This window comes from Hydrogenophaga sp. (genome assembly GCF_018780075.1).
Classification (GTDB): Bacteria; Pseudomonadota; Gammaproteobacteria; order Burkholderiales; family Burkholderiaceae_C; genus Hydrogenophaga.
On sequence record NZ_JADMKB010000096.1, the window covers coordinates 1 to 13,101 of the forward strand.

13 protein-coding genes are annotated in these 13,101 nt (G+C 58.7%); all 13 read left to right on the forward strand.

What is annotated here, in order from left to right:
• Positions 1-1,910: ATP-dependent zinc metalloprotease FtsH (ftsH, locus tag IV088_RS15385; protein WP_291103755.1), on the forward strand; the 1,910-nt coding region annotated here is incomplete at its 5' end.
• A 64-nt stretch (positions 1,911-1,974) separates the two neighbouring features.
• A complete protein-coding gene (folP, locus tag IV088_RS15390; RefSeq protein WP_291103758.1) occupies positions 1,975-2,820 on the forward strand; it encodes a dihydropteroate synthase in 846 nt (281 codons plus the stop codon).
• Between the two features lie 212 nt (positions 2,821-3,032).
• Positions 3,033-4,148, forward strand: a complete 1,116-nt coding sequence (locus IV088_RS15395; RefSeq protein WP_291103767.1) for a lytic transglycosylase domain-containing protein — start codon at positions 3,033-3,035, stop codon at positions 4,146-4,148.
• Between the two features lie 22 nt (positions 4,149-4,170).
• Positions 4,171-4,527, forward strand: coding sequence for a TrbC/VirB2 family protein (locus tag IV088_RS15400; protein WP_291103770.1), 357 nt, complete (start codon positions 4,171-4,173; stop codon positions 4,525-4,527).
• Between the two features lie 22 nt (positions 4,528-4,549).
• The gene (locus IV088_RS15405; protein WP_291103773.1) at positions 4,550-4,870 is read left to right on the forward strand and encodes a VirB3 family type IV secretion system protein; all 321 of its coding nucleotides are present in this window, start codon (positions 4,550-4,552) and stop codon (positions 4,868-4,870) included.
• 37 nt (positions 4,871-4,907) lie between these two features.
• Positions 4,908-7,385 carry a VirB4 family type IV secretion/conjugal transfer ATPase gene (locus IV088_RS15410; RefSeq protein WP_291103776.1) on the forward strand — a complete coding sequence of 826 codons (2,478 nt, stop codon included), beginning with the start codon at positions 4,908-4,910 and terminating at the stop codon, positions 7,383-7,385.
• 1 nt (position 7,386) lies between these two features.
• On the forward strand, positions 7,387-7,833 hold the full coding sequence (locus tag IV088_RS15415; RefSeq protein ID WP_291103779.1) for a hypothetical protein: 447 nt from the start codon (positions 7,387-7,389) through the stop codon (positions 7,831-7,833).
• A gap of 111 nt (positions 7,834-7,944) precedes the next feature.
• On the forward strand, positions 7,945-8,454 hold the full coding sequence (locus tag IV088_RS15420; RefSeq protein ID WP_291103782.1) for a hypothetical protein: 510 nt from the start codon (positions 7,945-7,947) through the stop codon (positions 8,452-8,454).
• Between the two features lie 401 nt (positions 8,455-8,855).
• The gene (locus IV088_RS15425; RefSeq protein ID WP_291103785.1) at positions 8,856-9,218 is read left to right on the forward strand and encodes a hypothetical protein; all 363 of its coding nucleotides are present in this window, start codon (positions 8,856-8,858) and stop codon (positions 9,216-9,218) included.
• Between the two features lie 8 nt (positions 9,219-9,226).
• Complete coding sequence (locus IV088_RS15430) at positions 9,227-9,841, forward strand: hypothetical protein (RefSeq protein ID WP_291103788.1); 615 nt, start codon at positions 9,227-9,229, stop codon at positions 9,839-9,841.
• Between the two features lie 94 nt (positions 9,842-9,935).
• A complete protein-coding gene (locus tag IV088_RS15435; protein WP_291103791.1) occupies positions 9,936-11,606 on the forward strand; it encodes a type IV secretion system protein in 1,671 nt (556 codons plus the stop codon).
• A gap of 143 nt (positions 11,607-11,749) precedes the next feature.
• Positions 11,750-12,073: a TcpQ domain-containing protein gene (locus IV088_RS15440; protein ID WP_077335308.1), complete on the forward strand. Its 324-nt coding sequence runs from the start codon at positions 11,750-11,752 to the stop codon at positions 12,071-12,073.
• A 69-nt stretch (positions 12,074-12,142) separates the two neighbouring features.
• On the forward strand, positions 12,143-13,069 hold the full coding sequence (locus IV088_RS15445; protein ID WP_291103794.1) for a VirB8/TrbF family protein: 927 nt from the start codon (positions 12,143-12,145) through the stop codon (positions 13,067-13,069).
• Positions 13,070-13,101 lie beyond the last annotated feature (32 nt).

Here is a 13,101-nt window from a genome sequence, read left to right on the forward strand (position 1 = left end):
ACCAGTGGTTCTCGAAAATCGCCGTGTGGATGGTCATCGCCATGGTGCTTTTCACTGTTTTCAAGCAGTTTGACGGCCGCACGTCTGCGGGCGCCGGCACCGTGGGGTATTCCGAATTTCTGGATCTGGTGAAGTCAGGCGGACTCAAGTCCGCCACCATCCAGGAAGGTCAAGGCGGTACCGAAATCGTGGCCGTCACCCAGGACGATCGCCGGGTGCGCACCACCGCCACCTACCTCGACCGCGGGCTGGTGGGTGACCTGATCAACAACAACGTGAAGTTCGATGTGCGCCCCCGTGAAGAGGGCTCGCTGCTGATGACGTTGCTGGTCAGCTGGGGGCCGATGCTGCTGCTGATTGGCGTGTGGATTTATTTCATGCGGCAGATGCAGGGCGGCGGCAAGGGCGGCGCATTCAGCTTCGGCAAGAGCAAAGCCCGCATGCTCGACGAAAACAACAACACCGTGACATTTGCCGACGTCGCCGGTTGCGATGAGGCCAAGGAAGAGGTGAAGGAGGTCGTGGACTTCCTGAAGGACCCAGCCAAGTTCCAGAAACTGGGTGGTCGCATTCCGCGCGGCCTGCTGCTGGTCGGCCCTCCGGGCACCGGCAAGACGCTGCTGGCCAAGGGCATCGCGGGTGAAGCCAAGGTGCCGTTCTTCAGCATCTCGGGCTCTGACTTCGTGGAAATGTTCGTCGGCGTCGGTGCAGCCCGTGTGCGCGACATGTTCGAGAACGCCAAAAAGAACGCGCCTTGCATCATCTTCATCGATGAGATTGACGCCGTCGGACGCCAGCGTGGTGCTGGCTTGGGCGGTGGCAACGACGAGCGCGAACAGACCCTGAACCAGATGCTCGTCGAAATGGACGGTTTCGAGACCAATCTGGGGGTCATCGTGGTGGCCGCCACCAACCGACCGGACATCCTGGACGCCGCCCTGCTGCGCCCTGGGCGCTTCGACCGCCAGGTCTATGTGACGCTGCCCGACATCCGCGGACGTGAGCAGATCCTGAACGTGCACATGCGCAAAGTGCCGCTGGGCACCGACGTGAACCCGAGCGTGATCGCTCGAGGCACGCCCGGAATGAGTGGCGCCGATCTGGCCAATCTTTGCAACGAAGCCGCGTTGATGGCCGCACGCCGCAACGCGCGTGTGGTGGAGATGCAGGACTTCGAGAAGGCCAAAGACAAAATCTTCATGGGCCCCGAGCGCAAGAGCATGGTGATGCCCGAAGAGGAGCGCAAGAACACGGCTTACCACGAGGCCGGTCACGCCCTCATTGGCAAACTGATGCCCAAATGCGACCCCGTGCACAAGGTCACCATCATTCCTCGCGGTCGCGCGCTGGGCGTGACCATGAGTCTGCCTGCGCAGGACCGCTACAGCTACGACAAGGACTACATGCTGAATCAGATCAGCATGCTGTTTGGTGGCCGTATTGCGGAAGAAGTGTTCATGAACCAGATGACCACCGGCGCTTCCAATGATTTCGAGCGCGCCACGTCGATTGCTCGCGACATGGTGATGCGCTATGGCATGACCGATGCACTCGGCCCGATGGTGTACGCCGAAAACGAAGGTGAAGTGTTTCTGGGTCGCTCGGTGACCAAAACCACCAACATGAGCGAACAGACCATGCAAAAGGTGGACGCGGAGGTGCGGCGCATCATCGACCAGCAGTACAAGCTCGCGCGTGATCTGATCGAAGAGCACAGTGACAAGATGCACGCCATGGCCAAGGCCTTGCTGGAATGGGAGACCATCGACGCTGAGCAGATCGATGACATCATGGCTGGCAAGCCACCGCGCCCGCCGAAGGACTGGACGCCTCGCAACCCCTCTGTGGGTGGTGGCGGCAGTGGTGGAACACCTGCGGTGACGACCGATCCGGCACCCAACGCGGCCTGATTCCGTTTATTTCGCTGCATTCACGGGGCCTCACGGCCCCGTTTTCATTGGAGCTTCGGACCCCATGCACTGGATCACCACCCGCTTCGACATCGACCTGAGCGCCCCCCAGGTCATGGGCATTGTCAATGTCACACCCGACTCATTTTCTGATGGTGGACAACACGCAGGGACCTCGGCCGCAATGCGCCATTGTGAACAGCTGATCGAGGAAGGCGCACACATCCTTGACATCGGTGGTGAATCCACCCGTCCCGGTAGCCCCGCAGTCCCGTTGCATGAGGAGTTGGCCCGGGTGCTTCCTGTGGTGCGCGAAGCAGTCAAGCTGGGGGTGCCTGTGTCGGTCGATACCTACAAACCGGAGGTGATGCGCGCCGTTCTGGACTTGGGCGTTGACATCGTCAACGACATCTGGGCGTTGAGGCAGGGCGACGCCGTGGGCGTTGTGGCTTCTCATCCACGCTGCGGTGTGTGTCTCATGCACATGCATCGAGATCCCCAGACCATGCAGGTGGCGCCGATGGAAGGCGATGTGCCGTCGCAGGTCGCCGAGTTTTTGATGAGACGTGCCCAGGCATTGAACAATATTGGTGTTGCGCGCAACCGGATCGCGCTGGACCCTGGCATCGGCTTTGGCAAAACGGTTGCGCAGAACTTCTCGCTGCTCGGGCGCCAGAACGAGTTGCTCGCGCTGGGGTATCCGGTACTGGCGGGCTGGTCGCGCAAGTCTTCGCTCGGCGCGGTCACTGGGAGACCGGTTCCGGCCGAGCGCGTGTCGGCCAGCATCGCCGCAGCCTTGCTGGCCGTGGAGCGGGGTGCGAGCGTGGTTCGGGTGCACGACGTGCACCAGACAGTGGATGCATTGAAGGTGTGGTCGGCTTTGCAAGCCTCAGAGAAACAAGCAGCCTGAGAAACGTTTTGGCGCGCAAAGTTACATATTGTGTCAACTAAGGTGTTCAGTGAATATTCACGTCACCGTTTCCACTAGTACACAAGTTACAATGCGCCGCAATAAAACAGAATTTCAGGAGGAAGCGGCCGCATCTCAGCGATCGCTCTGGTCATCATGGTCGACACACGTTCGGCTGGCATTGATTCAGGGCTTTGTGCGTTCGCCGCGTCATGGTTCTCATGCTGGAATGCCCCGATCTTTCGGTTCCCAAAGAAGTGATGCAGCACGTGGTTCACGTCGAGTCATCGCGAAATCCCTTCGCCATTGGCGTCGTGGGCGGATATCTTGCGCGCCAACCCAAAAGCCTTGACGAAGCGCTGGCTGCGGTTAGGCAGCTGAAGCAAGAGGGTTACAACTTCTCCGTCGGTATCGCTCAGGTCAATCGCTACAACCTGGCGAAATACGGCTTGAAGACCTACGCCGATGCCTTTGACGTCTGCTCCAATCTCAGAGCAGGCTCTCGCATTCTTCGCGAGTGCTACGACCGCGCCCAAGACTGGGGTAAAGCCTTCAGCTGCTATTACTCGGGCAATTTCGCCACCGGTTTCGAGCACGGCTACGTTCAAAAGATCTTCGCGTCCATGCGCAAGGTTCAATATGGCCTTGTGGCGCAAGCCGAACCGGTCAGGATCATTCCGTACAACAACAGCCCGCGAAAGCTGGCTCGCGAAGACAAAGTGCCGTTGGGCGGTGGCGATGCCGTGTTCTCCGCACCTGCTGCTCGAGTTGTCGCGCCCTCGGGAGCGGCCGCTGCGTATCCGGGGCCACACACCATTCGCAAGTACCAGCCCACAACGCCGTTGTCCGTGATGGCGTCGGCGTTGGCCAACGCTCAGACGCCCGCCCGGCCATCACCAACCGATGGTGCTGGCGTTGAAACGGCTGAAAACCGTCCTGCCGTACCTGTTCCTGGACCAGGTGCCATTGTGCCGCCAGCAAGCAAACCGCCAGCGGGTGGCCTCAGCAACATCCCGACGCAAGTGGTTGGCGTCAATGGGGATCCCTACCAAACACGCCTGTTGCCATCCACCAGTGCGGGCGTACCTGCGGAGAAGCTTCCATTACCTGATTTGAATACATCTCCGCTATCCGGCGGAGGTAGTGCCCTCAAATCCGGGAAACCCAGTGCACACCGTGCGATGTATGCCCGAAAAGGCGGCAGCTTATTGCACTCCACCGAGTCTTCAGGGAAGCCTGAAAACATGACTACCAGCCCAGCGGCTGATGGTCGAACCAACCTAGGTGGGGATAAAAACTCCCCGAATGATCAATATTTTGTGTTTTGAAAAACTGAAGTAGAAAGTTAATATGAATAAATCGACCCTTAAGATTTCCAATATTGAATATCAAACCATTGTGGTGATGGCTCTTGTCTTTGCAGTTTCTGCAATGATGCCCACGACGAGCTATGCGGACTTTGGTGAGGCCTGCACAAAGGTTACGGGATTCTTCAGCAACTTCGAGACCATACTACGGGTTGCCTCGATTTCCATTGTTACGATTGCCATTGTTTTTGCCGGGTATCAAATCGCCTTTGCGCACAAACGTCTTTCAGATGTTGCTCCCATATTGGTTGGAGGCCTGCTGATCGGTGGTGCCGCAACAATTGCGGGCTGGTTTGTGGGGGACTGGGTGCTAAATGCCGGATCTGCCGCTACCTGCTGATAGATAAAAATTTCCATACTCCATGCACAAGGATGTTCTATTTAGAGGTTGTACGCGTCCCCCCATGATTCTTGGGGTGCCGTATATTCCCTTTATGGTAGGTGCCGGGGTGCCTTTGCTTCTGGCCATGTACCTTTCTCTCTACATTCTTCTTGCAATTCCTTTCATTATTTTCATGATGAGAATGATTGCCAAGAAGGATGAAATGATCTTTCGCCTAATTGGGTTGCATTTGGTGTTCCGGTTCTTGCCTCGCAATTTGCGCCAGTACGACGGGGCGTGGGTATTTGCACCGGAAGTGCGGCGCGAGGGGCGCAAGAAGCCAATCAGGCCCTACCTTTGAGCTTACCTCCTTTGCCGCTTGCTGCCAATCCTGAACCATGTCCTTGATCTCCCCCGACGCTGACTACAGCAATTTCATTCCGTTCAGTACCCATGTGGACACCCACGTGGTGAAGTCGCGGGAGGGTGACTATGTGATCACCTGGTTGCTGAGCGGTTTTCCGTTTGTGGGGCGCGAAGACTGGGAACTGGAGCACCGGCACAAGGCGTTCAACAACCTGTTGCAAAGCCTTCGCGCGCCGGATTTCGAAAACTTGGCTTTCTGGGCGCACGATATCCGGCGGCGTCGCCCCATCAAGGCAGACGCCCGGTATCCGCACCAGTTCAGCCAGGACCTGCACGAAAAGTACATCGAGCGCTTGTCCAGCAAGCGGTTGATGCAGAACGAGCTCTACCTGACCATGATTTATCGCCCGGTGGTCAGCGGCAAGAAATTTGCCGCCATCTCGCGAGATGTCGAGGTGTTGCGTCGGGAGGAAAAGGCGTATCTCGAAAAGATCTATGAACTGGTGGGCAACGTCGAAGCGCTGCTGCAAGACTATTCACCCTATCGGCTGGGCTTGTACGAGAGCGTCAACAAGCAGGTGTTTTCCGAGAATCTCGAATTTTTCGGCTATCTCATCAATCATGTGGACGAGCCCGCGCCCGTGTTGCCGGCGCCGATTTACAACTACCTGCCCACCAGCAAGCACATGTTTTCGACCGGCAGCGGGGATTTTGCAATCCGCACCGCCAACGGCGACAACTACTACGGCGCCATTCTGAACATCAAGGAATACGCCGACAACTCATGGCCTGGCATTCTCAATGGCTTGAAGTACCTGGAGTTCGAGTACATCGTCACGCATTCCTTCACGCCCATGAGCCGTTACGACTCCATGAAGGCGCTGGAGCGCACCAAGGGCGCCATGTTGTCGTCCGAAGACAAGGCGGTCAGCCAGATCGTTGAACTCGACTACGCCATGGACCAACTGGCGTCGGGCAACTTCGTGCTGGGCCAATACCACTTCAATATGGCGATCTTCGCCAGCGGCCAGGAAGAGCTCTACAACCACATCGCGCAAGCCCGGGCGCAGCTCTCGGGGGCCAGTTTCGTTACCGTCAAGGAAGATGTGGCGGTTCCCGCCGCCTTCTACGCGCAACTGCCCTGCAACTGGCGCTTTCGCCCGCGCATTGCCAACCTGAGTTCACTGAATTTCCTGGGCTTGAGCCCGCTGCACAACTTTGCCACTGGCAAACCGCAGTTCAACCCGTGGGGGCCGTCGGTCAGCATCCTGCAAACCCTGAACAACCAAGCCTACCACTTCAACTTTCACGCGACCAAGCCGCATGAGTATTCGCTCGGTGAGAAGGCGATTGCCAACACCATGGTGATCGGAAAGTCGGGCACAGGCAAAACCGCGCTCATCAACTTCCTTCTGGCCCAGGTACAGAAGATCGACCCGGAGCCCACGATCTTTTTCTTCGACAAAGACCGCGGTGCAGAAATTTTTATTCGCGCCTGTGGCGGGCGCTACTTCACGCTGGAAAAAGGCAAGCCCACCGGCTTCAACCCGCTGCAGTGCGAGAACACCCCCGAAAACGAGCAGTTTCTGGTGGAGTTGATGCAGACCCTGTGCGGCAAAGACAAATACGCTGCCGGTGAACTGGAAGACCTCATTCGCGCGGTGCGGGCCATTCTCGACACGCCCCCGCACCTGCGCACCATGACCAACCTGCAGAAGAGCTTGCCCAACATGGGCGAAAACAGCCTCTTCGAGTGCATATCCGTCTGGTGCAAGGGTGGCCCCTACGCCTGGGTGTTTGACAACCCCAAAGACAACATCGACTTTTCAGGCTCCAACATCGTCGGATTCGATTACACCGAGGTCATTGAAGACGCCAAGACGCGCGAACCCATCATCCAGTACCTGCTGCACCGCATGGAGAGCCTGATCGACGGCCGCCCCTTCATCTATGTGATGGACGAGTTCTGGAAGGTGCTGGAAGGCAAGGGCGGTCTCAAAGACTTTGCCAAAAACAAGCAGAAAACCATCCGTAAACAGAACGGCCTGGGCATTTTTGCCACCCAGAGCCCGCAAGATGCCCTCAACAGCGACATTTCGGCCGCGCTGATCGAGCAGACCGCCACGCTGATCCTGCTGCCCAACCCCAACGCCGACGCCAAGGACTACCTCGAAGGGCTCAAGCTCACCCGGGCCGAGTTCGAACTGGTGGTCGGCTTGGACGAGCGCAGCCGCTGCTTTCTGGTGAAGCAGGGGCACAACGCGGTGCTGTGCCAGCTCAACCTCAATGGCATGGACGACGAACTCGCCGTCCTCTCGGGCTCCAGCGACAACGTGGAAATTCTCTCCGCCTTGCTGGCCGAGCACCCCACGCCGCACCTGCCCGACAGCTGGCTGCCCGAATTTCATCTGCGCCGCAAAGGCATGCGCACCCAGCGCAAGGCGCTGATGGCCAACACCAATGAATTCCTGCGCCACGCGCCGACCGACGAAGCCGAGGGAGTCTCCTGACATGCGTTTTCTGCACCCTGCCATTTCCATGGGTCTTTGCCGTCTGGCGCCCCTGGCTGTGCTTGCCGCAGCCGCTCTGACCGCGCCTTCCGTCTGGGCCACGGCCGGGCAGTCCAAATGCGGTGGCCTGGCCCCTTCGGGTACCGCCAAAGCTCCCGGTGCCTTCTTCGACGACGACCTGCCCGCCGACCAGGACGTGTTTTCGTTCTGTGCCTATGGCTACCCGCCGCACTGCTGGGTGGGCGTGAACCCGATCTCAGGCACCTGGAAGATCGTCAACCAGTACTGCTTCAACCCGAAGTGGACCAACAAATACGAAACCGTTTGCCCCAGAGGCCTCAAGCCCGGCACCTGGAAGAGCCCCGGAAAAATGCCCTTTGACTACAAAGGCAAACCCGGCGCTCCCGACGGTCTGGAGGAGTGCCAGCACCTCATGGAGGGCCAGTAGCCAAACTGTTTCGAAGGGCAGTGACGGTGGGTTGCCGCGCTCGCCAACCAAAAAAACCACAGGGGGAACTCAATGAAAAATATCCAGCAACGGAGAACGGTCCGTGTCTCAGTGACCTTGACCTGTCTCGTGATCAGTGGCGCCGCCTTGGCGCTTGGCCTGCCCAAGCCGCCCAAACCGGGCGAGCTGCCCGAAATCCCAGACACGCAGATTCTGGACAAGCTGCCCAAGGGCGTTGAGATGCCCGAGCCGAGCGAGGCGGGTCTGGGGGTGTCGTGCCTTCAAAAGGGCAAGATGGACATCACTCGCCCGAGTCTGCCGCTGCTCAGCTGTTGGGAAAGCATGCCCACCGGTGGTGACAGCGCCGAAGACCTGCAAAAAGCGTGCACCGTGCAGATGACGCCCATGCAGATCGACTCCCAACTGGTGCCCAAATGCCCACCCGCCGCGCTGGGCACCTGCATTGGTGCCCGCAGCGGTGGTGCGGGCGGCGAGGCATCGCTCTCCAACCACCACCACTACACCCCGCAAAGCTACTTCGAATGGAAGAAGAGCAAGAAGAACTGCGAGCGTTCAGGTGGCAAGTGGTATGGCCTGGGCAACCGGTCGGGGTTTTTCTGACATGAAGCACACCGGGCTTCGTCGGCCAGGGCGGAGGCCGTTTGTGGCCTGCACGCTGCCTCTGCAGCACTGGCCTGGTGCCGACACCCAGCATGAGGCGGAAAGCGGGCAGCCCCGGCTGGGCGGGTGCGGATACATCTCGATCGGCGATTTCCTCTCTGTGAAATGGCGCGACAAAGCCACACGCAAGGAGCACGAAGACCGGGGATCTGCGCAAGTGCCTGCCCCCATCGATACGCGGCCACTTGGCGGTGAGGGTGGGGTCATTGGTCTTGACGTTGCAGCACACACAATGAATTTGGGCATGCATTGCCAAGCACTCGCCTGAGTGCTTGGCAATGCATGGTCTGTTCCATTCGGTTTCCAATTTTTGTTTCTGTCACCACACAAGGAGTTATCTCATGACGCTGTTAAAGAAGGAGATCAGCCCATCGCACCGTCGCCAGGTGTTTCGCATCGGAACGGGTTTGGGCTTGGGGGCGTTGCTGGCTGCTTGCGGGGGTGGAGGAGGCGGCAGTGATTCGGATGATTCACGGGATCTGCGTGCTGCTTTGGATCGCTTAGTAGCTGGAATGACAGAAGACGAAATCACTGCTGCAGTAGGTTGGCCTCCGAATGACGGTCCGCTTGCCTGGGATAACGGTTCTGAGTATCTGACAGTGGTAACTGCACCGATAGGATCGAATACCAAGGTCACAATAACCAGTGCAACCTATTGGGTTAAAGGTGTCTCCGGTGGGAAAATTGTTCGGAACTTTATTTGAGGTAAAGGATGAAAAAATTTGCCATATTGATCATGCTCCTGTTGCCAATTAGGGCATTCTCGCAATGGGCGGTTTTGGATGAGGAGGTAAGGAAATTATTGGAGCAAATAAATCGTGTTAAGAGCATTGGCGACAAGAAGCTTCAAGACTTTGATCAGCAAGCACTGTTTAGCGAAGATTTTGCCGCTGTCAGCGTGAGTAATCCTGAGCGGTATGTTAAGTCGATGGCCGATTGTGGGGATAAAAATCTGAACCTTAATCACTACAACGCTTGCCTGGGTTTACGAAATCTGCAGCTCAAAACTTTGGATCAGACCGAAGCTATCGTGGTGAGAATTCGTGACCGTAGAACCAAGATAAGGCAGTTGGTGGATGCTGCGCGAGGTACCAAACCTGATACGGAAGCTGGCCAACTCCAGCGCTATCAATTCGAACTGCAGGGCGTTCAGGCCCAGATGCAGAACGACGCCATGGAACTCGAAGCGCTGCGCTACGGCTACAAGCAGCGCGAGCACATGTATGAAATGCAGATGGCCGAAGCGCGCCGTGCCACCGATACGCGGCCACCGGGCGGAGCGGCAGGTGGCATCAATCTGGGCACAGTGCCATTTTTCAGGAAATGACCGTGCGCATTGTTAGTTCATTTTGGTGTTCGGGCGGCAGGCGCGTTGCGCCAGCTGTTGTTGTTCACCCTTGAATTCCACCAAAGGTTGATTCATGCCTTGTACCACCATCTCCCTGCCGGGTGCGCTTCTGGCCGCATTGAGCACGCTGGACTCGAAATACATATCGGTGATCACCGGCGCTCAATTCATGTGCAACGTGCGTGGTTATTTGCTGGACGACATGCTCATTGGCACCTACCGCGATCAGGTGGCGTCTCAATTGGGCACAGCGCTGGCTTACATGTCGACCACGATCATGACGTCCTGGGTGATTTACCACGGTTTCATGATCATGACGGGCGGCAACAAACAGCCAGTGCTGCCGCTGTTTCTGAAAACCGGCAAGATGGCATTGATCATGTCGCTGGTGGCGCTGATTGCGGCCAGGTCGCCCATCATTGCCGGTTGGGTGGCCGATTTTCAAGCGTTGATCACGGCCGCCGTGGTGGGGTCTGAGATCAATCTGTACCAGATGATTGACATCAATCTGGCACTGGCCCAGGTGTTCAATGCCTTGGTGGACGGCATGGCCGGGGGTCAGCAGGCAGGCGCTGATGGCAAATCGCTCACCACATTGGCGGGTCTGGTGGGGCAGAGTGGCCCGGCGGTGTTGTTGTCGGTGTTGTCGCTGATGGCCGAGATTTCGATCGTGCTGGCGATCATGCTGGCGCCGCTGTTCCTGTTTTTCCTGCTGTTTCAGCAGACCTCGGCCATGTTCTGGACCTGGGTGAAGTTTTTGCTGGGCACCATGGTGTCGCTGGCGGTGGTGACACTCGTGGGCAGCATCGTGCTGGACATGATGATGCGTTACGGCGGCGCCATGGTGTTTGCCTATTTCGTCAACGGCATGCTGCAAGGTTTTGCGGGGTTTGACATGGGGGGCAGTGCGGTGCAACTGGCTTCGCTGGGCGCTCTGTCCACGGCGTTGCTGACCATGGTTCCGCCGTTGATCATGCAGTTCTTCAATTCGGGGGCGTCGTTCGCCGCCGGTGCCATGGCGGGCGCCATGGGGGGGGGCGCTGCGGCCGGGGCCATGGGTGGCGCCATGCCCGGGGGGGCGTCTGCCGGCCTCGCGGGTCTGCTGGGCGGGAAGAGCGCAGGGAGCCTGGGTTACCAGGGCGGGGGTAGCAGTGGCGGGGCCGACACGGGTGGCTCGGCAGGTGAAGGCTCAACCTCGGCCACCAACGCGGGCGTGTTGCAACAGGTGTCCCGCATTTCCAATGATCAGGGGGGCTCGGGCACCAGCTCTTCAGGCAGCAACTCTGCGCAATGGGGGAGCCGGGGGATTGCGGCACAAACGGTGGACAACCCGGGTCTGGCTGCGGTGCGCCATAAACAGGATGCGCTGGGGCAGACGGGTGAGCTTCGCCTGAACGAGAAAACCGGTGTCTACGAAACCAAAGACACCCCGCGCCAACTCGCAGAGAACCCCGGGCTCGGGCGGGGGCATGGCAGCTCCCTCGCGGTGAGCCGGGGGGACACCAGAGCCTCCGCGACCACCAGCGGTGGTGCAGGGACCGCTGTTGCAACCACCGCAGCAAAGGGCCCGGTTGACAGCCATGGGTCTGCCAATCAGCCACCTGGAATGCGCCAAGCATCCAACACGCCCTTGAGCAACAAAGTGCCTTCGAACGTCGGTGCGTCAGGGCCGGCCCAACAGCCCTCGGTCAATCAGGCCCATGCGTCGAGACGCACTGAGCCGAAACCGACCAATGTCATTTGATTCCTCTTTGTCATTTCCTTTGAATCGATATCCCGATGAATGAACGCAAACACAATGCCCAAGCCGGTCACCTCTTGCAGAATTGCGGCGCAATTCTTTTAGCCGGCCTGCTCCAGGCCTGCGCGGCGCCCCAGGCGGTCGACATGGCCGACAACTGGAAGCCGGTCAATACGCTGGCCGCCAACCCGCAGCAGATTCCGCTCAAAGAAGAGACCGAGCTGCCCAAGTTCCAGATGCTGCCCACCGATGCCACCCTGCGCCACATGCTTGAGCGCTGGGCCAAAGAGAACGGTGGCACGCTGGACTGGCAATTTCCCAGCGATCTGACACTGGTGAGTGGCCTGGAATCGATCAAAGACAACAACCTGCAGCGTGGGCTCAACACCGTGCGCCGCAATTACGCAGCCCAGAAGCTGCGGATTCAGGTGGCGCCCAACCGAACGATGCTGGTGACCAAACTGCCTTGAGCGGCGCAATGCAAGCCGTTGGCAACGGAGCGAAACAGTGAAATGACGAAGAAAGAGAGCAAGTAAGGCATGGCGTTGTTTAAGCGAAACCTGTCGGAAGCGTCCGAGCAGGTGCTCAAGAAGTCGATGGATTTCGAGTCGAATGTGGTCGACATGGTCAAGCGCAGCGAGCGCCGGGCCTGGATCGTGGCCATCAGTTCGATGGTGCTCACGTTGCTGCTGGCGGTTGGCGTGGCCTACATGCTGCCGCTCAAAGAGAAGGTGCCCTATCTGGTGACGGTGGACCTCAAGCGCAGCACCAGCACGGTATCGCCGCTGCGCGACAACGTGGCGGCCACTGGCATCTATGCCAGCGAGGCGCTGAACCGCAGCCAGGTGGCCCGATTTGTGATGTCCCGGGAAGGCTATGACTACGACACCATCAATGAGCACGACTGGGAGTACGTGGCGGCGATGTCGAACGATCAGGTCAAAGGCCTGTTTGTGCAGCAGTTCGACGGCACCCCTGCGAGCCCCGAGAAGAAGTGGGGCCGCAATTTCGCCATCCGCGTGAAGATCAACAGCATCGTCTTCAACGGGCTGGACGAAGAGCGCGGCGCGCGGCCCACTGGAGCCACGGTGCGATTCGAGAAGTGGAAGTTCGATAAAACCACCGGCCGCAGCGAGTACCTCAGCAGCCATGTCGGCACCATGAGCTACGAATACAAGAACAACCTGAAGATGAGCGACAACCTGCGCCTTCGCAACCCGCTGGGCTTTCAGGTGAGCTCGTTCCGGGTGGACGACGAATTCAATGCTCCAGTGTTCAAGGCCAACACCCCCGACATCGGCATTCCGTTGCTGACGGAAGAAGAGGGCGTGATGCACCGCGGCGCTGACGGCCAGGGCGCCCGCGCACTCAATCAGCCCGCCAACGCTGCTGAGCTGGCGCCAGCCACACCAGGCGCACTGCCCACCTTACCCGGGGCGCCTGCCACACCCACCGCCAGCCAGTAACCCGCCACACTGAATCGAACCGAAAAGGGAGA

What these genes read in the sequence shown, in the direction of transcription:
- IV088_RS15435 (WP_291103791.1), top strand. Translation starts at nt 9,936, where the DNA reads ATGCCTTGTACCACCATCTCCCTGCCGGGTGCGCTTCTGGCCGCATTG.
- IV088_RS15415 (WP_291103779.1), top strand. Translation starts at nt 7,387, where the DNA reads ATGCGTTTTCTGCACCCTGCCATTTCCATGGGTCTTTGCCGTCTGGCG.
- IV088_RS15440 (WP_077335308.1), top strand. Translation starts at nt 11,750, where the DNA reads ATGGCCGACAACTGGAAGCCGGTCAATACGCTGGCCGCCAACCCGCAG.
- IV088_RS15405 (WP_291103773.1), top strand. Translation starts at nt 4,550, where the DNA reads ATGCACAAGGATGTTCTATTTAGAGGTTGTACGCGTCCCCCCATGATT.
- IV088_RS15430 (WP_291103788.1), top strand. Translation starts at nt 9,227, where the DNA reads ATGAAAAAATTTGCCATATTGATCATGCTCCTGTTGCCAATTAGGGCA.
- IV088_RS15445 (WP_291103794.1), top strand. Translation starts at nt 12,143, where the DNA reads ATGGCGTTGTTTAAGCGAAACCTGTCGGAAGCGTCCGAGCAGGTGCTC.
- IV088_RS15425 (WP_291103785.1), top strand. Translation starts at nt 8,856, where the DNA reads ATGACGCTGTTAAAGAAGGAGATCAGCCCATCGCACCGTCGCCAGGTG.
- IV088_RS15400 (WP_291103770.1), top strand. Translation starts at nt 4,171, where the DNA reads ATGAATAAATCGACCCTTAAGATTTCCAATATTGAATATCAAACCATT.
- folP (WP_291103758.1), top strand. Translation starts at nt 1,975, where the DNA reads ATGCACTGGATCACCACCCGCTTCGACATCGACCTGAGCGCCCCCCAG.
- IV088_RS15395 (WP_291103767.1), top strand. Translation starts at nt 3,033, where the DNA reads ATGGTTCTCATGCTGGAATGCCCCGATCTTTCGGTTCCCAAAGAAGTG.
- IV088_RS15410 (WP_291103776.1), top strand. Translation starts at nt 4,908, where the DNA reads ATGTCCTTGATCTCCCCCGACGCTGACTACAGCAATTTCATTCCGTTC.